This window comes from Burkholderia sp. Ac-20353 (assembly GCF_017104785.1).
Lineage (GTDB): Bacteria > Pseudomonadota > Gammaproteobacteria > Burkholderiales > Burkholderiaceae > Burkholderia.
Genome location: NZ_JAAGPL010000149.1, coordinates 1 through 21101, shown reverse-complemented (window position 1 = coordinate 21101; position 21101 = coordinate 1). Strand labels below are relative to the sequence as shown.

At 67.6% G+C, this 21101-nt stretch carries 20 protein-coding genes and 1 pseudogene; 10 read left to right on the top strand and 11 right to left on the bottom strand.

What is annotated here, in order from left to right:
- The 7 genes from G3N94_RS29905 to G3N94_RS29875 all read left to right on the top strand — a co-directional run.
- Window positions 1-685: ATP-binding protein (locus G3N94_RS29905; RefSeq protein WP_205796516.1), on the top strand; the 685-nt coding region annotated here is incomplete at its 5' end.
- 216 nt (window positions 686-901) lie between these two features.
- Window positions 902-2179, top strand: a complete 1278-nt coding sequence (locus G3N94_RS29900; RefSeq protein ID WP_205796514.1) for an ABC transporter substrate-binding protein — start codon at window positions 902-904, stop codon at window positions 2177-2179.
- Window positions 2180-2277: 98 nt separating this feature from the next.
- On the top strand, window positions 2278-3234 hold the full coding sequence (locus G3N94_RS29895; RefSeq protein ID WP_241022144.1) for a sugar ABC transporter permease: 957 nt from the start codon (window positions 2278-2280) through the stop codon (window positions 3232-3234).
- A gap of 1 nt (window position 3235) precedes the next feature.
- Window positions 3236-4066, top strand: coding sequence for a carbohydrate ABC transporter permease (locus G3N94_RS29890; protein ID WP_124602213.1), 831 nt, complete (start codon window positions 3236-3238; stop codon window positions 4064-4066).
- 38 nt (window positions 4067-4104) lie between these two features.
- Window positions 4105-5241, top strand: a complete 1137-nt coding sequence (gene ugpC, locus G3N94_RS29885) for a sn-glycerol-3-phosphate ABC transporter ATP-binding protein UgpC (protein WP_205796512.1) — start codon at window positions 4105-4107, stop codon at window positions 5239-5241.
- A 93-nt stretch (window positions 5242-5334) separates the two neighbouring features.
- Window positions 5335-6144 (top strand): ThuA domain-containing protein, encoded by an 810-nt coding sequence (locus tag G3N94_RS29880; protein WP_241022143.1) that lies wholly within the window; start codon window positions 5335-5337, stop codon window positions 6142-6144.
- Complete coding sequence (locus G3N94_RS29875; protein WP_205796510.1) at window positions 6141-7289, top strand: Gfo/Idh/MocA family oxidoreductase; 1149 nt, start codon at window positions 6141-6143, stop codon at window positions 7287-7289. The genes G3N94_RS29880 and G3N94_RS29875 overlap by 4 nt, the downstream gene beginning before the upstream one ends.
- A 132-nt stretch (window positions 7290-7421) precedes the next feature.
- On the opposite strand, the pseudogene G3N94_RS29870 reads toward G3N94_RS29875, so the two are convergent.
- A pseudogene (locus G3N94_RS29870) lies at window positions 7422-8624 on the bottom strand (M48 family metalloprotease); the annotation flags it as partial.
- 190 nt (window positions 8625-8814) lie between these two features.
- Between G3N94_RS29870 and moaC the strand changes: the two are divergent.
- Both moaC and G3N94_RS29860 read left to right on the top strand, forming a co-directional pair.
- Complete coding sequence (moaC, locus tag G3N94_RS29865) at window positions 8815-9303, top strand: cyclic pyranopterin monophosphate synthase MoaC (protein WP_205796508.1); 489 nt, start codon at window positions 8815-8817, stop codon at window positions 9301-9303.
- Window positions 9304-9667: 364 nt separating this feature from the next.
- Window positions 9668-10870 (top strand): hypothetical protein, encoded by a 1203-nt coding sequence (locus tag G3N94_RS29860; protein WP_205796507.1) that lies wholly within the window; start codon window positions 9668-9670, stop codon window positions 10868-10870.
- Window positions 10871-10997: 127 nt separating this feature from the next.
- Here G3N94_RS29860 and G3N94_RS29855 read toward each other — a convergent pair whose 3' ends face one another.
- The 10 genes from G3N94_RS29855 to recA all read right to left on the bottom strand — a co-directional run bounded on the left by G3N94_RS29855 (window position 10998) and on the right by recA (window position 20223).
- Entirely contained in the window at window positions 10998-11348 is a 351-nt protein-coding gene (locus G3N94_RS29855; RefSeq protein ID WP_205796505.1) for a TonB family protein, read from the bottom strand.
- A 148-nt stretch (window positions 11349-11496) separates the two neighbouring features.
- Window positions 11497-11694, bottom strand: coding sequence for a hypothetical protein (locus tag G3N94_RS29850; RefSeq protein ID WP_205796503.1), 198 nt, complete (start codon window positions 11692-11694; stop codon window positions 11497-11499).
- A 21-nt stretch (window positions 11695-11715) separates the two neighbouring features.
- On the bottom strand, window positions 11716-13506 hold the full coding sequence (locus tag G3N94_RS29845; protein ID WP_205796501.1) for a Wzy polymerase domain-containing protein: 1791 nt from the start codon (window positions 13504-13506) through the stop codon (window positions 11716-11718).
- Window positions 13507-13721: 215 nt separating this feature from the next.
- A complete protein-coding gene (locus tag G3N94_RS29840) occupies window positions 13722-14315 on the bottom strand; it encodes a pilin (protein WP_205796499.1) in 594 nt (197 codons plus the stop codon).
- A gap of 106 nt (window positions 14316-14421) precedes the next feature.
- Window positions 14422-15135 carry a TerC family protein gene (locus G3N94_RS29835; protein WP_205796497.1) on the bottom strand — a complete coding sequence of 238 codons (714 nt, stop codon included), beginning with the start codon at window positions 15133-15135 and terminating at the stop codon, window positions 14422-14424.
- 179 nt (window positions 15136-15314) lie between these two features.
- A complete protein-coding gene (sucD, locus tag G3N94_RS29830) occupies window positions 15315-16196 on the bottom strand; it encodes a succinate--CoA ligase subunit alpha (protein ID WP_042586225.1) in 882 nt (293 codons plus the stop codon).
- A 67-nt stretch (window positions 16197-16263) separates the two neighbouring features.
- Window positions 16264-17430: an ADP-forming succinate--CoA ligase subunit beta gene (gene sucC, locus G3N94_RS29825; protein ID WP_124598192.1), complete on the bottom strand. Its 1167-nt coding sequence runs from the start codon at window positions 17428-17430 to the stop codon at window positions 16264-16266.
- Window positions 17431-17498: 68 nt separating this feature from the next.
- Window positions 17499-18107, bottom strand: a complete 609-nt coding sequence (locus G3N94_RS29820; protein ID WP_205796495.1) for a DUF2889 domain-containing protein — start codon at window positions 18105-18107, stop codon at window positions 17499-17501.
- A gap of 146 nt (window positions 18108-18253) precedes the next feature.
- Entirely contained in the window at window positions 18254-19153 is a 900-nt protein-coding gene (gene recX, locus G3N94_RS29815; protein ID WP_205796493.1) for a recombination regulator RecX, read from the bottom strand.
- Window positions 19153-20223, bottom strand: a complete 1071-nt coding sequence (gene recA, locus G3N94_RS29810) for a recombinase RecA (RefSeq protein ID WP_205796491.1) — start codon at window positions 20221-20223, stop codon at window positions 19153-19155. Before recA ends, recX begins: the two co-directional genes overlap by 1 nt.
- A gap of 190 nt (window positions 20224-20413) precedes the next feature.
- Between recA and G3N94_RS29805 the strand changes: the two genes are divergently transcribed.
- Window positions 20414-21101: response regulator transcription factor (locus G3N94_RS29805; protein WP_205796488.1), on the top strand; the 688-nt coding region annotated here is incomplete at its 3' end.

Genomic DNA, 21101 nt, shown 5'->3' with positions numbered 1-21101 from the left:
GGCCGCGCGCCGCGAACCGGCGCCGGGCGGCGCGGCTGCGGCTGCCGCGCATGCGGTCGTGCTGAGCGTGACCGATACCGGCTGCGGGATCGCGCCGATGTTGCTCGACAAGGTGATCGAGCCGTTCTTCACGACCAAGGCCGCTGGCGAGGGCAGCGGGCTCGGGCTCAGCAGCGTCTATGGGTTCGTGCGCCAGAGCGGCGGCGACCTGCGGATCCGCAGCGACGTCGGCCACGGCACCTGCGTCGAGTTGTGGCTGCCCGATAGCGGGCCTCCCGTCAGCGCGCCGCCCGAGCGCAGCAGCGCGCCGGCCCGGCCCGTGGCCGGCACGGTCGACGCTCGCGTGCTCGTGGTGGACGACGATCCCGAGGTGCGCGATACGGCGCTCAGCCAGTTCGCGGCGCTCGGTGCGCAGGCCGACGCGGTGCCGAACGGCGACGCGGCGCTCGCCTGGCTGGCCGAGCACGGCCCGGTCACGCTCGTGCTGTCGGACATCTCGCTCGGCGCGGGCGGCAGCGGCATCGCATTCGCGGCGCGGCTCGCCGAACGCTGGCCCGCGCAGCGCGTTGCGCTGACGTCGGGCCTGCCACCCGAAATCCACCAGGCGCATCCCGACTGGCGTGCGGATTTGCCATTCGTGCCGAAGCCGTTCGATCTGGCGGCGCTGGCCGCGCTCCTCGGCTAGCGTCGGTTCGCGCTGTTGGCACCGTTGGCGCCGTTAGCGCGAACTGGCCCCGATCCCCCAAGCCGATTGTTTCGATTGTTAATGGCGGGTCGGGTTTCCGAAATTTTCGATTAACGGGACTGGAGTCTCATACACCCACGGCACCCGGTGATGCGTTCGCAGCACCGCGGCGCACGATTCGAACGATCAAACCCTGGATGGGACAGGAGACACCCGATGATGAAGCTCAAGGCAGGTTTGCTGACGATGGCGCTCGCAATGACGGCGGCCATGGCGACCACGGCCGGCGCGGCGACGCTGCGGATCGCATGCGGCGCGGCCGGCGTCGACCAGGACATTTGCCAGGTCTCGGCGAAACGCTGGGCCGAGAAGACCGGCAACGAGGTCGAGTTCATCAGCATGCCAAACAACTCGAGCGAGACGCTCGCGCTGTACCAGCAACTGCTCGGTAGCGGCTCGGACAAGATCGATGTGATGCAGATCGATACGGTCTGGCCGGGCATCCTCGCGAACCACCTGATCGACCTGAAGCCGTACAGCAACGGGCTGGAAAACCAGTCGTTCCCGAGCATCGTCGCGAACGACAGCGTGAACGGCAAGCTGGTCGCGATGCCGTGGTTCATCGACACGGGCCTGCTCTACTACCGCAAGGACCTGCTCGACAAGTACCGGCTGAAGGTGCCCGCGACGTGGGACGAACTCGACGCCGCTGCGCGCAAGGTGCAGGCGAGCGAGCGCGCCGCCGGCAACGAGAAGGTCTGGGGCTACGTGTGGCAGGGTCGTGCGTACGAAGGGCTGACCTGCGATGCGCTCGAATGGATCAGCAGCCACAACGGCGGCACGGTGGTCGACGACAAGGGCCGCGTGACCGTCGACAACCCCGGTGCGATCAAGGCGCTCGAACAGGCGTCGAAATGGGTCGGGACGATCAGCCCGAAGGCGGTGCTGAACTACGGCGAGGAAGAATCGCGCGGCGTGTTCCAGGCCGGCAACGCGGTGTTCATGCGCAACTGGCCGTATGCGTGGGCGATCGCGAACCGCACGGGCAGCCCGATCAAGGGCAAGGTCGGCATCGCGCCGCTGCCGAAGGGTGGCGCCGACGGCCGCCCGGCCGCCGCGCTCGGCGGATGGCAGCTCGCCGTGTCGCGCTACTCGCCCAACCCGAAGCTTGCCGCCGAGCTCGTGATGTACCTGGCAAGCGCGGAGGTGCAGAAGATGCGCGCGGTGCAGGGCTCGTACAACCCGACGATGCCGGTGCTCTACCGCGACAAGGACATCCTGCAGGCGAACCCGTTCATGGCCGACCTGCTGCCGACCTTCAGCACCGCGGTCGCGCGGCCGTCGACGGTCACGGGCGCGAAGTACAACCAGGTCAGCAACCAGTTCTGGAATGCCGCGCACGACGTGCTCGCCGGCAGCGACACCGCATCGGGCGCGCTTGCGCGGCTCGCTGCGTCGCTCAACCGGCTCGCGCCCGCCGCCAATTGGCGATAACCGGCGATAGCTGGCACTAACGGGCGCTGAGCGCGCCGGCGCACGCTCGACCATTCCGGCCGGCCGCCTGACGGCGCCGGCCCGGCAGGAGATATCGCATGAGAACCGGAAGCATCCAGATCAGTAGTACTCCTTCATTCGAGCAGGCGCCTGTGCGTGCCGGCACCGGGCTCGCGCAGGCGCGCCGCCGCCAGGCGTGGCTGCTGGTGGCGCCCGCGCTGCTGACGCTGGTGGCGATCGCCGGCTGGCCGCTCGTGCGCACCGCATGGTTCAGCCTGACCGATGCGCAGCTGTCCGACCTGTCGCAGCGGCATTTCGTCGGCCTCGACAACTATCTCGGTGCGGCGGGCGTGCTGCGCGACCCGGCGTGGTGGCAGGCGGTCGGCAATACCGTGCTGTTCGCTGTCGTATCGGTGCTGCTCGAAACGGCGGCGGGCCTCGGCGTCGCGCTGCTGCTCGATGTGCCGTCGCGGCTGCGCACGCTGCTGCGCGCGGCGGTGCTGGTGCCGTGGGCGATCCCGACCGTCGTGTCCGCGAAGATCTGGAGCTGGATGCTCAACGACCAGTTCGGCATCGTCAACGCGATGCTGATGGCGATCGGCGCGATCCACGAACCGCTCGCGTTCACGGCCGACGCGCGGCTCGTGTTCCCGACCATCGTGCTCGTCGACGTGTGGAAGACCACGCCGTTCATGGCGCTGCTGATGCTCGCCGCGCTGCAGACCGTGCCGCGCGACTGCTACGAGGCCGCGCGGGTCGACGGCGTGCCGCGCTGGCGCCAGTTCCGCTCGGTGACGCTGCCGCTGATCCTGCCCGGCGTGCTGGTCGCGATGATCTTCCGCTCGCTCGATGCGTTGCGCGTGTTCGACCTGATCTACGTGATGACATCGAACAGCCGGGTCACGAAAAGCATGTCGATCTACGTGCGCGAGCAGTTGATCGATTTCCAGCAGGTCGGCTTCGGGTCGGCATCGGCGATGCTGCTGTTCATCACGATCGTGCTGTTCACCGTTGGCTACATGGCGATCAGCCGCCGCCGGCTCCAGGAGGCATGACATGAAGAAGCATCCGCTCGAAATTGCGATTCACGGGCTGCTGTCGGCGCTCGTGCTGGTGATCGCGCTGTTCCCGTTCGTCTACATGATCGGCACGTCGGTCAAGCATGGCGACGCGCTGTTCGATACGTCGCTGTTCACGTCGAGCCCGTCGCTCGACAACTACCGGCAGCTGTTCCGCGACCAGCCGTTCGGCGCGTACCTGCTGAACTCGGCGTTCGTCGCGGGCGGCGCGGTCGCGCTGTCGCTCGCGGTGTCGGTGCTCGCCGCCTATGCGCTCGGCCGCGTGTCGTTCCGCGGGCGCGGCGTGCTGATGATGTGCATCCTCGGTGTGTCGATGTTTCCGCAGGTCGCGATCCTGTCGGGCCTGTTCGAGCTGGTCCGCGCACTCGGCCTGTACGACCACCTCGGCGCGCTCGTGCTGTCGGACCTGATCTTCACGCTGCCGTTCACGATCTGGATTCTCGTCACGTTCATGCGCGAGCTGCCGCGCGAGCTGGAGGAGGCGGCGCTCGTCGACGGCGTCGGCGTGTTCACGCTGATCTTCCGGATCTTCCTGCCGCTGCTGCGGCCGGCGCTCGCCGCGACGTCGCTGCTCGCGTTCGTGTCGGCGTGGAACGAGTTCCTGTTTGCGCTGACCTTCACGATCTCGTCGGAGCAGCGCACGGTGCCCGTCGCGATCACGATGATCTCGGGCGCGAGCAGCTACGAGCTGCCGTGGGGAACCATCATGGCCGCGTCGGTGATCGTCACGGTGCCGCTCGTGCTGCTGGTGATGGTGTTCCAGCGTCATATCGTGTCCGGCCTCACGGCCGGGGCAGTCAAGGGTTGAGCGGGTTCGGGCCCGTCGTCAGCATCAAGAGGAAAATCATGAGTCAGATCAAGTTGAGCGGTCTTAACAAGCAGTACGGCGCGACCCCCATCCTCAGCGACGTGAATCTCACGATCGAACCCGGCGAGTTCTGCGTGTTCATCGGCCCGTCGGGCTGCGGCAAGTCGACGTTGCTGCGGATCATCGCGGGCCTCGACGAGCAGAGCGCCGGCGACGTGTGGATCGACGGACGCTGCGTGAACACGTTCGCGCCCGCGCGGCGCGACATCGCGATGGTGTTCCAGAGCTACGCGCTGTATCCGCACATGACCGTCTACGAGAACATGGCGTTCGGCCTGCGCCATCTGCGTCTGCCGAAGGACGAGATCGACCGGCGAGTGCGGCTCGCGTCGGAGTCGCTGCGCCTCGGCGAGCTGCTCGAACGCAAGCCCGGCGCGTTGTCCGGCGGCCAGAGGCAGCGTGTCGCGATCGGCCGCGCGATCGTTCGCAAGCCGAAGGTGTTTCTGTTCGACGAGCCGCTGTCGAACCTCGACGCCGCGCTGCGCGTGAAGACCCGCGTCGAGATCGCGAAGCTGCACCGCAGCCTCGACAGCACCAGCATGATCTACGTGACGCACGACCAGGTCGAGGCGATGACGCTCGCCGACAAGATCGTGCTGCTGCGGCCGCTCGAAGCGCGTCACGGGGTCGCGAGCATCGCGCAGATCGGCACGCCGCTCGACCTGTATCACCACCCGGCGAGCCAGTTCGTCGCCGGCTTCATCGGCTCGCCCGCGATGAACTTCCTGCCGGCGACCGTCGCGTCGGCTAGCGCCGGCGAGGTCCGCGCGCTGGCCCGCGAGCACGCGCTGGGCGCGAGCGTGTCCGGCGACGGCGTCGAAGCCGGCGCCCAGGTGACGCTCGGGATCCGCCCCGAACACGTGCGGGTGGGCACCGGCGGCGTGACGGGCGAAGTCGCGCACGTCGAGCAGATGGGCGAGCACACGTGGCTGTACCTCGATACGCCGCTCAGCGCGCAGCCGATCATCGCGAAGACCGATGCCGGCGGCGCGCGGATCGGCGATCGCCTGCGTGTCGATCTGCCGGCCGGCGCGCTGCATCTGTTTCATCCGGACGGCCGCGCGGCCGCGCGTATTTTGCGCGACGCCGCCGTGCCGACGCTCGCGACCGCCTGAGCGCGGCACGCGGCGGATCGTTCCACAGGTTTCAGGCGGCCGGGGCGCACGGCCGCTGTCGAATCGGCGCCAACCCATTGATAAAGGATAGTCATGCTAAACAAGAAGCTTTCGGTGATCGTCTGGAACGAATTCGAGCACGAACGGGAGAACGCGGAGGTGCGCGCGATCTACCCGGACGGCCTGCATCAGGTGATCGCGAGCGCGCTCGCCGAGACGCCGGCGCTCGGCCACGGCGCGCTGCCGCTCGAGATCGGCACCGCGACGCTCGACCAGCCCGAGCACGGGCTCAGCGAAGCACGGCTCGCCGCGTGCGACGTGCTGGTCTGGTGGGGGCACAAGGCGCACGCGAAGGTCTCGGACGAGATCGTCGAGCGCGTGCAGCGCCGCGTGCTCGAAGGGATGGGCCTGATCGTGCTGCATTCCGGGCACTTCTCGAAGATTTTCCGCCGCCTGCTCGGCACGAACTGCTCGCTGAAGTGGCGCGAGGCGGCCGAGAAGGAGCGGCTGTGGGTCGTCGAGCCGTCGCATCCGATCGCGGCGGGGCTTGGCGAGTACTTCGAGCTGCAGCACGAGGAAATGTACGGCGAGCGCTTCGATATCCCGCAGCCGGATTCGACCGTGTTCATCTCGTGGTTCGAGGGCGGTGAGGTGTTCCGCTCGGGCTGCTGCTGGGAGCGTGGCCACGGCCGGATCTTCTATTTCCGCCCGGGGCATGAAGCGTATCCGACCTATCACGACCGCAATGTGCAGCGCGTGATCGCGAATGCGGTGCAATGGGCCGCGCCGCGCGTGAATCTTGCCGACAGCTGCCCGAACTCGCCGCCGCTCGAAACGCTCAGCGAGAAGAGCACGCAGTTCGCGCATGTCGGCATCCAGCAGAGCGCAGGAGACCTCGCATGAACGACGATTACAAGGTGGAGTTGCCGGAAGCTGCGGTGGTGGCGCGGGGCCGGCGGCTGCGCGTCGGCGTGATCGGGCTCGGGATCGGCCGCAAGCATATCGAAGGCTGGCGCGAGCATCCGGACGTCGACGTGGTCGCGATCGCCGATCCCGATGCGAAGCGGCTCGCGAAGGTCGGCGACGAATTCGGCATCGACGCGCGTTATGCGTCGGGTGAAGCGATGCTGGCGGCGGAAAAGCTGGACGTCGTCAGCGTGTGCACGCCGAACAAGTTCCATCGCGAGCTGACGCTCGCCGCGTTCGACGCCGGCTGCCACGTGCTGTGCGAGAAGCCGATGGCGCTGAACGCGGACGAGGGACGCGACATGCTGATCGCCGCGCAGCGCGCCGGCAAGCGGCTGATGATCAATTTCTCGTACCGCTTCAGCGCGCAGTCGCGCGCGCTGAAGGCGCAGGTCGAGGCCGGTGTGTTCGGCGACTTCTATTTCGGCCGCACGGTGTGGCATCGCCGGCGCGGGATGCCGGGCTTCGGCGGCTGGTTCGGCACGAAGGCGCTCGCGGGCGGCGGGCCGCTGATCGATCTCGGCGTGCATCGTCTCGATCTCGCGCTGTGGCTGATGGGCTATCCGAAACCCGTGTGGGTGATGGGCAGCACCTACGACCCGATCGCGCGCGAGCTTGCGACGCGCGCGGGCAAGACGTTCGACGTCGAGGATCTCGCGGCCGCGCTGATCCGCTTCGACAACGGCGCGACGCTCGCGCTCGAGGCGTCGTGGGCGACCAACATTCAGGAAGCGGAGCTGATGGAGACGCGCCTGCTCGGCACGCGCGCGGGGCTGCTGCAGAAGAACCTGAACGAAGGCTATACGTTCGATGCGCACATCTTCATCGAGCAGAACGGCGCGCAGTTCGACATGCGGCTGAACCCACCTGCGGACGGCGCGCATTCGGCGATGTACGACTACGCGGAAGCGATCCTGTGTGACGTCCCGCATCCGGCGCCGGGCGAGGAAGGGTTGATCGTGATGGAGATCCTCGACGCGATCTATGCGAGCGCGGCGGCGGGCGAGCCGATTCGTATCCACGCGCCGGGGTCGGCGGCCGCCGACGCGCCGCCGGTGCTCGATCTCGACGTCGCCGGCTGACGCAGTGCCGGGCCGGCGCGTGGATCGTCCACCGCGCCGGCCCGCCGGCGGGCAAATGGACGACGCCGGGATTACGCCGGGACGCAGCACGAACGAAGCAGCAAGCACACCTATTCGATAACGCCGCGCATCGAACGCGGCGCGCGACGCCGCGAGCGCCTGGCTCGCCGCGTCGTACTGGCCGTCGAGCGCATCTGCGAGCGCGATTCCATACCAGTTCGCGGCGACATTTGGCGCGGTGTGGTCGTCGATCTCGAGCTGCATCCGCCGCGCCTCGGCCGCGACGTCGGTCGGCGCACGATTCTGCAGGATCCGCAGCCGCGCGCGCACGAAGCCGTACTCAGGCGACTGGCGCGGCTGGCGGTACGGTGCGCGCCGCGCACGGTCCTCCATGTCGGCGATCCGTTCGCCGGTCAGCGGATGGGTGCGCGCATAGGCCGGCACGCCCGCGTCGCCCATCGATGCCCGCTCGAGCCGCTCGAAGAAACCCGGCATCCCGTACGGGTCGTAGCCCGCGCCCGCGAGCAGCTGGAAGCCGACGCGATCGGCCTCGCGTTCCGCCGTGCGCGAGAAACGCAACTGGTTGTCGACCGCATACGCCTGCCCGCCCAGCGCGATCGCGCTGCCAAGGTCGCCGCTCCTCGCCAGCACGCCGGCGAGTACGCCGAGCAGCATCGACGCGAGCGCCGTGTAGCCGGTCTTCTCGTTCGCGTGGATCATCCGCGCGATATGCCGCTGAAACACGTGGCCCATCTCGTGGCCGACGACCGAAGCAAGTTCGGACTCCGTCTGGGTCGTGATGAAGAGCCCGGTGTTGATGCCGATGAAGCCGCCCGGCATCGAGAACGCGTTGATCTGCGGGTCGCGCACCGGAAACAGCTCGAAGTCCGGCATGTAGCCGCCGATGAAGCGCGCCGCGCCCGCGGCCGCGAGCTGCGCGGCGATCCCGTTCAGGTAGTCGCGCACGAGCCAGTCGTCGAGATAGTCGGGGTCGCGCCGCACCTCGCGCATCACGCGCTCGCCAAGCGTGCGCTCGGCCTGCGGCGTCAGCGAGCCGCCGGAGCCGTCGCCGAGATCGGGGAGCTGCAGCACGCGCAGTGGCGCACGCAGGCTCGGGGTCGCCCCCGATGCGGCGTCGTTGCCCGAGAAGCGACTCTCGGCGCCGCCGTACAGGCCGAACACGCCGGGCGAAATGCCGGACGGCACGGTAGAAATCGACGGTGAACCGGCAGGCGCCGATTCGAGCGGCATGCCCTCCGTACGTTGCGCGAAGCCGCCGGACGGCAGCGCGAGCGCAACCGACAGCGACGCAGCAAGCAACTGTTTGACACGCATGGCAGGATAGTCGCGACGCCGTCCCGCGCGCTGCGCACGCATCGCGGCGATTGGTATGAATATTGTCGCCATTGTAACGGCGACGCTCGCGCTGTCCCGTGCGGATCGTCCGTGATCTGCATCCCGTCGCCGCGAGCACCGCTGATATGATAGGCGCCCGTTGAAATCGTGCATGGGAACGGAGCAACACATGTCAGGACTCACCCACTTCGATGCCGCCGGCCACGCGCACATGGTCGACGTCGGCGGCAAGCAGGAAACCCGGCGCATCGCGATCGCGCGCGGCACGATCCGCATGCTGCCGGCGACGTTCGAGCTGATCCGCGACGGCAAGGCGAAAAAAGGCGACGTGCTCGGCGTCGCGCGCATCGCGGCGATCCAGGGCGCAAAGCGCACCGCCGACCTGATCCCGCTGTGCCATCCGCTCGCGCTGACCCGCGTGGCCGTCGATTTCGAACTCGACGACACGCTGCCGGGCGTGCAGTGCGTCGCACAGGTCGAGACGTTCGGGCGCACGGGCGTCGAGATGGAAGCGCTGACCGCGGTGCAGGTCGGGCTGCTGACCGTGTACGACATGTGCAAGGCGGTGGACCGCGGGATGGTGATCACCGACGTGAGCGTGCGGGAGAAGCACGGCGGGAAGTCGGGGGACTGGAAGGCCGAGGATAGCGGCGGCTGATAAGGCGCCGCGCACCGCACGTCGCACCCTGGTCACGGCGCCGGCGGCGTGCTGCCGCACGGACGCAGCAGCGTCCGTGTCCCAAAAGAATCACAACAACAACCTGAGAGCGTGATCCGATGCCAGGGCCGAATCCGGCACGCGCGATGCGCGGGGTGCTGCCCCTGCTGCTGTCCATGTCCGTCTGGTGCATGCCGTCGTCCGCGCATGCGCAACGCGCCGGCAACGCCGCATCGCGGTTCCAGGCGCTGCTGACCTGCGCGCTAGCCGGCTGGCGCGACGCGCGGCCGGCGCTTCCACCCGCACCATGCCGCGACGCACTCGGGCGACGCGGTGCCCTCGCTCCCGCTGGAGAAAGTGTTCGATGAAGAAAACGCCGAAACGCGCCGCACTCGCACTGTGCATTGCATCCGCCGTACCGGTTCTTGCGTTCGCCGCCGGCGCCTGCCCCGCTGCCGACACCACCGCGCGCGCCGCGCTCGACGCACAACGCCGGTTGACGCAGCTTCCGAGCGTGCAAAGCGACGACGTAAGCGAAACCGTATTGCCCGCGCAGCGCGACGCGATCCGCACATACAAGCAGGCGCTCGTCGGCGCAATCGACGCACGGCTCGCGTGCAGCAATGAACACGTCGAGCCGGCCGCGCTGCAGCGCACGCTTGCCGCCGCGCTCGGCGCGACCTCGCAGCCGGTGGAGTGGACGAGCCGCGGATCGTCGTTCGGAGGCAGTCCGGGCGTCCACATCGAACGCGTCGCGTCGCCTCGGCCGCTGCTCCTCGTACGCGCGGGCTTCGACGTCCCGTGCGGCGACGACAACCTGCTCGCCGGTTATGCATGGGACAACGGTGGCTGGCGGCGCGTGCTGCGCTGGCAGAGCGGCGATTACAACGATGTGTCCGGCGCGTACGGCAGGGGCTTCGAGTTCGCAGCGCTGCCCGGCGGACAGGTGGTGGTCGTGCACGGCACGCCCTGGTGCACGTCGACGTGGACCCACTTCGTCGCCGACGTAATCGTCCCGGCAAACGGCTCGGCCCCGCAGCGAACGGTGTTCAGCACGAATGCCGATTACTGGTATAGCGAAGACAACTTCCGGCTGAAAACGCGCCCCGACGGTTTCGAGTTGCGTGCGGTGATCCACTCGAACGATGCGGACGTGTTGATGCGACCGGGCATCTTCCGCTATCGGGTGGACGGTGACGCCGTCCACCGCATCCAGCCCGCCGCCGCGAACGGCCGGGACTTCGTCGACGAATGGCTGAACGTGGATGACGCGCTCGCGCGTGAATGGAGCGAACCGGCCGCGGCCGCTGCCGCACTGACAGCGCGGAAGGCGCTCAACGAGCAACTCAAGGCGCCGTACACGGCACTCAGCTACGGGCCCGTGCGCGGCTGCACGTCCGCGAAGGATCGCTATCAGGTCGAAATCGGGCTGAACGGCAAGTCGGGGGGAATCGTCGCGAAACGTTACGGGCTGATCCGCCAGGATCCCAACGGGTTCACGATGCTCGCGCTGCGCGACACGCCGGAGCCGACCTGTCGAGGCGCGAACCTGATGGCAAAGCATTGAGCGTCGGGGCGGCTCGACAGCGGCTCGACAGCGGCTTGGCGGCGGCGTACTTACGGCCGCTGGCCGCGCGTCGCTGCGGCGCGCACTGTCGCTGTCCCGCTGTCCCGCTTACCGCTCCGTGCGGATGTCACTCGGCGCGGCGCGGCTCGAACACGAACGGTTGCGTCAGCAGGAACGGATTCGCAGCGGCCCCCGTCTGCGTGCAGGTCGCCAGCGACATCGCGTCGATCGCGGCGCGATCCGCTGCCGCGTTGCGGCTGCTCGTCGTCACCGTGACGTTCTGCGCTTCGCCCGACGTCGTCATCAGCGCCCGCACGAGCACCGTTACGCGACGCGTGAGCGGCTTCGCGGTATCCGGATAGACGGCGCGCGGGATGCGGCACGACAGGTTGCTTTCCTGCGACGACGACAGCATCGCGCAGCCGGAAAACAGCGCAGCCACGACGGGCAGGATCAGGTAAGTCGAGCGAATAGCCATGGTCGAATGTCGTTATTTGCGTTGCTTCAGGGCGTGCGCACCGGCTGCCGTTCGCCTGACCGCGCATGCGCGCCGTGCGCCGCGGCCATAGGATCGGCGCCCCCGTTACGGCCGCGCGGCCGGCATCGGCGCCGCCGCGATCCTGCTCTCAGATTCTCAATTGCGACGCCCGCACCCGCGCGCCGCAGAACGCACGCGCGTGGCACGCGAACGCTTGCGCATTGTGCACGCCCTTGCACGGGCGGTGGCGGCGATTTGACAAAGCTTGACGGTGAATGCGCGGCCGGCCGCGCGGAATCCACGCGATATGCGAGGTAATGGCATCATCCGACGCGTCGATCATCACCGACCACACGCTCCGTGCAACTCATTCCGCGTCGTCGTCGTCATCCGATTCGTCGAGCGCGTCGGCCGGCACTTCCCCGTACTTCGCGACCACGGCCGCCTTGAATGACTTCAGCGTCGGCTGCGCGTCGCACAGCTTGTATAGCGCCGCGAGCTGCTGCGGCCAGTCCTTCAGCTCCTTCGCGAACACGTGCAGGCGCGCGACCGTGTCGAGTGCGTCGGCGTCGCGGCCATCCAGCGCCTGCAGCACCGCATAACGGCGCAGCACCGTTTCGCCAGGCAGCAACGCGATCGCCCGCTCGTGCGCGGCGAGCTTCGCCGGCAGCGCGTCGTGCGAGATCGTCAGCAGCGTCGCCGCACCGTAGTCGCCCCACGCGCCGAACAGCATCGACGGCGCGTCGCGATATTGCGCGGCCGGGTCGCTGCCGTAATACAGCACTTCCGCGCGCTGGTAGTCGCGCAACACCGGCAGCATCGCAAGCAGGCCGCCGAACGACAGCAGCGCGAACAGCCCGAATGCCGCGCTGCCCGGCACGACGCGCAGCGGCTTCACTTCGAGCAAGCCGATCACGAACATCGCCGGCAGCAGGAAGAACATGTATTGCTGCGGATACTCGACGAGCGCATGCATCAGCAGGATGCCGATCAGCGCGAAGCCGAACACGCGCACGCTCGACTGCGGCGCGCGCACCGTGCGGACGAACCACAGCACGAGCGTCACGGCCAGCACGCCGAGGCCGATCACGCCGGACTTCGCGAGCAGGTCGATGAAGATGTCGTGCGCGTTGTTCGCGATTTCGACGCCGCCGAGCGTGCGGGCGAGCGCGAACTGGTGCGACGGGAATTCACCCCAGCCGACGCCGAGCAGCGGATGCTCGCGGAACATCGCGATCCCGTATTTCCACAGCGCGAGGCGCGGCGCGATCTGCCCGGCGTCGCGCATCCGCTCGGCCGCCGACTCCGCGAGATTCAGGTGGTAATGCAGGTTCGCCCAGCGTACGGTGACGTTCACCGCGACGAACAAGACGACGAGCGCGACCGGTATCAGCCACGCGCGCGCGTTGCCGGGCGCGCCCGGCTGGCGGCGCGCATCGACCCAGGCCATCCAGAAGCCGGCGACCACCATCACCGCGACCTGCAGCCACGGCCCGCGCGACACGGTCAGCGCGAGCCCCAGGGACAGCACGACGGACAGCGCGAACCACGCCCAGACTGCGAGGCGGCGCGTCTGCACGAGATACAGCGCGCCGGCGAGCGCGAACGCGATATAGGTTGCGAGATGGTTCGCCTGCGCCATGTTGCCGTAGGGCCGGCGGTCGACCGCGATGTTGTACACCACGACGAACGGCGTCAGCGCCGATTCGAGCCGGAAGAGCTGAACGACCTGGCAGAACACGGCGAACACGCCGCCGATCAGCAACGCGCCCGCCATCATCCGCGCGACCGCTTCGGCCAGCCCCTCGCGCGCGAACACGTAGCCCGCCTGCATCGCGACCAGCGCCGCGCCGAGGTAGCCGATCGCCAGCCAGTTCATCGACGGCACCCGCAGCGGCATCAGCGCGGTCTGCGCAAACAGCACCGCGGCGAAGCCGAGTGGCGCGACGAACGCGGCCGGCGCGGCGAACGGCGCGGCCTGACGACTCGCCCGCGCAAGCAGGATCACCGTCGCACCGACCAGCAGATACAGCACCAGCGCGGAAAACTCTGAATAGAAGGTCGGGATCGGATACGTGTGATTCGTGATCGCGTAGGGCACGATCAGCGCGACAGCCAGCGCGACGAGCGGCAACGAGCGGGAAAAAGAAGAAGGCATGAGCAAACCGGATGTCAGCAACCGGCGCACTATACAAAACTTTCCCCGCTCTGTGCGGTACCGGCGCACCCGACGTGCGGCCGCACCACGACGCGACCGATGCGGCAGCGGCACTGTCCGCGTGCCGGCCCGCCGTTCCAGCCCCGCTATCAGCCGCGATTGGTCGCGATTGGCGGCTATCGGCCCCTACTGCCCCTCACTGGCCCCACTGGCCGCTATGCGCGGCACTCGGCCGGCGCGTATTTGGCCGCCAGCGTCGCGTCATCGCCCGGCAGCGGCCCCGCCCCTGGCGCCGGCAGCGACGACGCGGACTTGCCCGCGGCAAAGCACTCCCACGTGATCGCGCCGGCCTGCATCGCGCCCTTCTTCAGCGCGACGCGCGCGGTCGGCGCGTCGGCCTTGTCGGGCGCCGACGGCACCAGCACGAGCGTGTTCGCGCCGGCGGCCGCGACGCGGGCGGTAAAGGTGACCGAAATCTGGCCCGTGTCGTCGTCGATCCGGACCGACTCGACGTTGCGGGTCCCGGCGGGCGGGCTATAGCCGCCGCCGAGGCCCGTTCCGCTCGCCGCGTTGTCCGCGACCGCGAGCCGTGCGGACGACGCGAGCGCGAGCCCCTCGCCGACCCGCGAACGGGCAAGGTAATCCTGGTAGGCAGGGATCGCATACGCGGCAATCACGCCGACGATCGCGAGCACGATCATCAGCTCGATCAGCGTAAAACCGCCAGGACGCCAGCGCGGCGGGCGGCGCGTTCGCTGCAGGTCGGCGGCGAGACGGCGGAACAGGGAGACGGAAAAGGCTTCGAACATGACAGGCTCCGGATACGAAAAACGCCTGCCAGGGAGGCAGGCGTTTCGATCGTAGCCAGCGAGCCGCGCGGCCGGCAGTCAGCCGGATGGCCAATGCGTCAGTGCATCAGTGCGAGCCGGACGCTCCGGACGCGCCGCGGCGCCGCTTCAGCGCATACCCGGCCACCACGACGAACAGCGCGCCGGCAACGCTCGCGCCGTAGATCGCGGCCGGCGTGTCGAGCAGCGGCCAGCGGTCGGCAGCCGGGTCGTTCACCATCAGCCCGCCCGCGATCCAGCCGAGCAGGCCGGCGCCGAACGCGACGACGATTGGAAAGCGGTCGAGCAGCTTCAGGACCAGCGTGCTGCCCCACACGATGATCGGCACGCTGACGACGAGCCCGAAGATCACGAGCCCGAGCCGGTGCGCAGGATCGGCCTGCTCCGCGGCGCCCGCGATCGCGATCACGTTGTCGAGGCTCATCACCGCATCGGCGATCACGATCGTCTTCACGGCCGCCCACAGCTGGTCGGCCGGCTTGATGTCGTCGTGCGCATCGGCGGCGGGCGCCATCAGCTTGACACCGATCCACAGCAGCAGCACGCCGCCCGCGAACTTCAGGAACGGCACGTCGAGCAGCACGACGGCGAATGCGATCAGCGCGACCCGCAGCAGGATCGCGCCGACAGTGCCCCAGATCACGCCGCGCAGACGCTGGCTTGCCGGCAGGTTGCGGCACGCGAGTGCGATCACGACCGCGTTGTCGCCACCGAGCAGGATGTCGATCACGACGATCTGGAATACGGCCCCCCAATGGAGCGACGTCAGGTATTCGAGCATGGGCGGCAGCAGGCAGAAGAGCGAGCAGGAGAGCAGGCAGGAAACTCGGCCCGCCGGATGCGGGCGCGCTGTCGCGACGCCACGCATGATGCGCGCCGGATCTTGCGAAAAGATTGCGCGAGCATAACAAAAAACGCCGGCTAGGCCGGCGTTTTCTGCAGGACGAACCCAAGCGGAATTTACAGCGCCTTCTTCAGCAGACGGCCCATTTCCGACGGGTTGCGCGTGACGGTGATGCCGCACGCTTCCATGATTTCCAGCTTCGCTTCGGCCGTATCCGCACCGCCCGAGATCAGCGCGCCGGCGTGGCCCATGCGCTTGCCCGGGGGCGCCGTGACGCCCGCGATGAAGCCGACGACCGGCTTCTTCATGTTGTCCTTGATCCACTGAGCGGCGTTGGCTTCGTCCGGACCGCCGATTTCGCCGATCATCACGACCGCATCCGTATCCGGATCGTCGTTGAACATCTTCATCACGTCGATGTGCTTCAGACCGTTGATCGGGTCGCCGCCGATACCGACTGCCGACGACTGGCCGAGGCCCAGTGCCGTCAGCTGAGCCACGGCTTCATACGTCAGCGTGCCCGAACGCGACACGACGCCGATGCGGCCCTTGCGGTGGATGTGGCCCGGCATGATGCCGATCTTCAGCTCGTCCGGCGTGATCGTGCCCGGGCAGTTCGGTCCGAGCAGCAGCGTCTTGCGGCCTTCGCGGCGCATGCGGTCCTTCACTTCGATCATGTCACGGACGGGGATGCCTTCCGTGATGCAGATCGCGAGATCCAGATCGGCTTCGACCGCTTCCCAGATCGCAGCGGCTGCGCCTGCCGGCGGAACGTAGATGACCGACACGGTCGCGCCGGTTTCTTCCTTCGCTTCCTTGACGCTCGCGTAGATCGGAATGCCTTCGAAATCTTCGCCGGCCTTCTTCGGGTTCACGCCCGCGACGAATGCTTCGCGGCCGTTTGCGTATTCACGGCAGGCACGCGTGTGGAACTGACCGGTCTTGCCGGTGATGCCCTGCGTGATGACCTTCGTGTCCTTGTTGATCAGAATCGACATGTATTTTGACCTCTGTTCGATTGGCGTCGCGTGCAAGCCGCGCCGCCATGCGTGTTCAATAGCGCGCTTACTTGCCTTCGGCAGCCGCGACGACCTTCTGCGCAGCTTCTTCCATGCTGTCTGCCGAGATGATCGGCAGGCCCGAATCGGCCAGCATCTTCTTGCCGAGGTCTTCGTTCGTGCCCTTCATGCGCACGACGAGCGGCACGTTCAGGTTCACGGCCTTCGAACCGGCGATCACGCCTTCCGCGATCACGTCGCAGCGCATGATGCCGCCGAAGATGTTCACGAGGATCGCCTTCAGGTCCGGGTTCTTCAGCATCAGCTTGAACGCTTCCGTGACCTTCTCGGTCGTCGCACCGCCGCCGACGTCCAGGAAGTTCGCCGGCTCGCCGCCGAACAGCTTGATCGTGTCCATCGTCGCCATCGCGAGGCCCGCGCCGTTCACGAGACAGCCGATGTTGCCGTCGAGCGAGATGTACGCGAGGTCGAACTTCGACGCTTCGATTTCAGCCGGATCTTCTTCGTCCAGGTCGCGGTACGCGACGATTTCCGGGTGGCGGAACAGCGCGTTCGAATCGAAGTTGAACTTCGCGTCGAGTGCGATGACCTTGCCGTCGCCGGAGACGTTCAGCGGGTTGATTTCGGCCAGCGATGCATCGGTTTCCCAGAATGCCTTGTACAGGCCTTGCAGGATCGCGCGCGCTTGCGGAATCGAAGCAGCCGGCACGCCGATCTTCGCGGCGAGGTCGTCTGCCTGCGCGTCGAGCAGGCCCGTCGACGGCTCGACGATGACCTGGTGGATCAGTTCCGGGTGCTTGGCGGCAACTTCTTCGATGTCCATGCCGCCTTCGCTCGAACCCATCAGAACGATCTTTTGCGACACGCGATCGACGACGAGGCTGACATACAGTTCCTGCTTGATGTCGGCGCCTTCTTCGATCATCAGACGGTTGACCTTCTGGCCTTCCGGACCGGTCTGGTGCGTGACGAGCTGCATGCCGAGGATCTGGTTCGCGTATTCGCGAACCTGCTCGATCGACTTCGCCACCTTCACGCCGCCGCCCTTGCCACGGCCACCCGCGTGAATCTGAGCCTTCACGACCCACACCGGGCCGCCGAGCTCTTCTGCCACCTTGACGGCCTCGTCAACCGAGAACGCCGGCTTGCCGCGCGGTACCGCGACTCCGAATTTCCGCAGGATTTCCTTACCCTGGTACTCGTGAATCTTCATGCGTGATTCCCTTCAGTCTGAGAGTTGGATGAAAAGTCGCTTAAGACGCTTCTTCGAATGATTTCCGTTCATTCCTTCGTGCTGCCTTCACCGGGCACGTCCGGCCGGCTCGCGCCATACCAGCGCGGGTAGTACTGCCGCACGACCTCGCCATCGAACCGCAGCGCGCGGCAGCGGCCGAGCTGGAAAGGCGGTTCGGCGTGCACGCCGTCGTGATCCGGCCCTTCGCCGCCCTCCTCGCGCACGTTCCACACGTCACCGGCGAACGCCTGGATCGCAGCCGTCGGCAGCACGGCGCACAGTTCGGTGAGGTGGGAACAGCCTGCGACGCCGGCGAGCAGCCGGTTCGCATTGCGGCGGAAATTGCGGAAGAGGTTGAGCCCGATCAGGGCCCGATAGGCGGGAGCGGCGGATTGACAGTGACCGGGATAGGGAACCCATTCCGACGACGCTTCGGCGTCGACGACATTGAGGTCACGATCGATGGTCACGCGCAGCCAGAGTTCGTGGATCGGCAGGCCGTTCGGCCGGATGCCCGACGCAAGCGCGACGTCGCGCGGCTTGTGGTCGGTCAGGCAGGCTTCGATGTCCCACAAGCCGTCGTCGCGCTCGTAGGCTTCCGCTCGGATTGCGCGTCGATGTCGCAACTGACGGGGCACGGGCTCGGATAGCGGCATGCTGGAGGTTGAGGCCGAAGAGGAAAACCCGTGGATTTTAGCATATCGGGTATTTGAGACAGTCCGACGCGACGGCGGGTATTCCCGCCTGTCTGGAAGCGGTTGCATTGCAGCAAAATCACGCGTTGCGCGCGCGCCTGCGCCGATCAGTCATCGCCGAACAGTTCGTCACCGCATTTGAGCAACTTCACGATGGTCGCGCTCGAGAAGCCACGCGCCGCCAGGAAGCGCGCCTGCTTCGCGCGCTCGGCAGGCGTTTGCGGCAGCGCACCGAATTTCTTGCGCCAGACGGCCTGCGCGCGCGCCCATTCGGTCTCGCGCAGCTGCGCGCTCACCTCCTCGACAAGCGTGTCGCCGACCGCGTGGCGCTTCAGCTCGTTGACGATCCGTGCGGCCCCGACCCGTGACGCGCGGCGATGCACGAGGCTCTCGGCGAAACGCGCGTCGGACAGCCAGCCGTCCTGTTCCAGCGCATCGAGCACCGGCTCGACGGATTCGTCCTCGCCGACATAAGGCGCGAGCTTGCGCGCGAGTTCCGCGCGGCTGTATTCGCGCCGGGACAGGTAGCCGAGCGCGCGGCCCTTCAGCGAGCGCGCGGGTTTCGACGACGATGACGATGTGCGGGCTGACCCGCCGGCCTCAGGATCGGCGGCGGCGCCGGACGACCGGCGCGTGCGGCGCGGGTTCTGGCTCGTGCGGGTATAGACGTCTTCCGGGGCCGCGGCAGAGGTCGCGACAGAAGTCACGGACGACGTCGCGGACGCGCGGTCGCGCGGAAAGCTGACGCCGGACACGCGACGGCGCGCCCGGTCGTGCGCATCGAACGATTCGCCGTCTTCGAACGGATCGTCCGGCGCGGTTACGTGAAACGAAACGAGGGCATCGTCGGATGCCCTCGTCGCGGTGCGGTTCGCGGCATGGCTGGATGAAACGCCCGCGGACCGCCGGCCAGCGCCGGGGGACGCGGCACGCCGGTCGGAGCCGCCCGGCGCATCGCGCGCGTCGTGCTCCGCAGGCTTGCCCGTGTCATCCCGGCGCCGAACCATCACTCTTCTTCGTCCATCGCCTCGGCTTCGTTGCCTGCGCCTTGCGGCATCGCGGCGACGCCGAGCGATTCGCGAATGCGGTTCTCGATCTCGCGTGCGATTTCCGGATTCTCGCGCAGGAATTCACGCGCGTTGTCCTTGCCCTGGCCGATCTTCTCGCCGTTGTAGCTGTACCAGGCGCCCGCCTTGTCGACGATCTTCGCCTGCACGCCGAGGTCGATGATCTCGCCCTGACGCGAAATGCCTTCGCCGTACAGGATGTCGAAGATCGCTTCGCGGAACGGCGGCGACACCTTGTTCTTCACGACCTTCACGCGGGTTTCGTTGCCGATCACCTCGTCGTTCTTCTTGATCGAGCCGATCCGGCGGATGTCGAGACGCACCGACGCGTAGAACTTCAGCGCGTTGCCGCCCGTCGTGGTTTCCGGGTTGCCGAACATCACGCCGATCTTCATCCGGATCTGGTTGATGAAGATCACGAGGCAGTTCGTGCGCTTGATCGTGCCGGTCAGCTTGCGCAGCGCCTGCGACATCAGGCGGGCCTGCAGGCCCGGCAGCGAATCGCCCATCTCGCCTTCGATTTCAGCCTTCGGCACGAGCGCCGCGACCGAGTCGATCACGATCATGTCGATCGAGCCCGAGCGCACCAGCGCGTCGGTGATTTCGAGCGCCTGCTCGCCGGTGTCCGGCTGCGAGATCAGCAGCTCCGGCACGTTCACGCCGAGCTTCGCTGCATATTGAACGTCGAGCGCGTGCTCGGCGTCGATGAACGCCGCCGTGCCGCCCAGCTTCTGCAGTTCGGCGATCACCTGCAGCGTGAGCGTGGTTTTACCCGACGATTCCGGACCGTAGATCTCGACCACGCGGCCGCGCGGCAGGCCGCCGACGCCGAGCGCGATATCGAGACCGAGCGAGCCCGTGGAGACGACCTGGATATCTTCGGTCGCTTCGCCGTCGCCCATGCGCATGATCGAGCCCTTGCCGAACTGCTTTTCGATCTGGGCGAGCGCGGCGGCCAGCGCCTTGCTCTTCTCGGCGGTCATCCCGGAGCCCTTCTTGCTATCTTCCATGAATCGTCCTTTGCTATGATGAGCAGCGTCTGTTGAAGGCGCGGCCACTTTCAGGCGCCGCCCACGAATGCAGACACTGTATAAAAAAACAGTGTTTTATGCAAGCCCGCACTGTGGGCTGCGCAACACACGAACCACGTCGGAGACAGCCGCACCGGCGCAAGCGCCCTGCCGGCCACCGGTCACGCACATGCGAATTCTCATCGCCGAAGATGACAGCATACTCGCGGACGGCCTCACCCGGTCACTCCGCCAATCGGGCTATGCCGTCGACCACGTGAAGAACGGCGTCGACGCCGACACGGCCCTGTCGATGCAGACGTTCGACCTGCTGATCCTCGATCTCGGCCTGCCGAAAATGTCCGGGCTCGACGTGCTGAAGCGCCTGCGCGCGCGCAACTCCAACCTGCCCGTGCTGATCCTGACCGCCGCCGACAGCGTCGACGAGCGCGTGAAGGGCCTCGACCTCGGCGCCGACGACTACATGGCCAAGCCGTTCGCGCTCAACGAGCTCGAGGCGCGCGTGCGCGCGCTGACCCGGCGCGGCGCGGGCGGCGGCCCGACCGTCGTGCGGCACGGCTCGCTCGCGTTCGACCAGGTCGGCCGCATCGCGTACGCGAACGACCGCGTGCTCGACCTGTCCGCGCGCGAACTCGGCCTGCTCGAGGTGTTGTTGCAGCGGATCGGCCGGCTCGTGTCGAAGGAACAGCTCGTCGACCACCTGTGCGAATGGGGCGAGGAAGTCAGCAACAACGCGATCGAAGTCTACGTGCACCGGCTGCGCAAGAAGATCGAACCGAGCGGCGTGCGGATTTCCACGGTGCGCGGGCTCGGCTACTGCCTCGAGAAGGCCGCGCCGGCTACCCCGGGCGAAACCG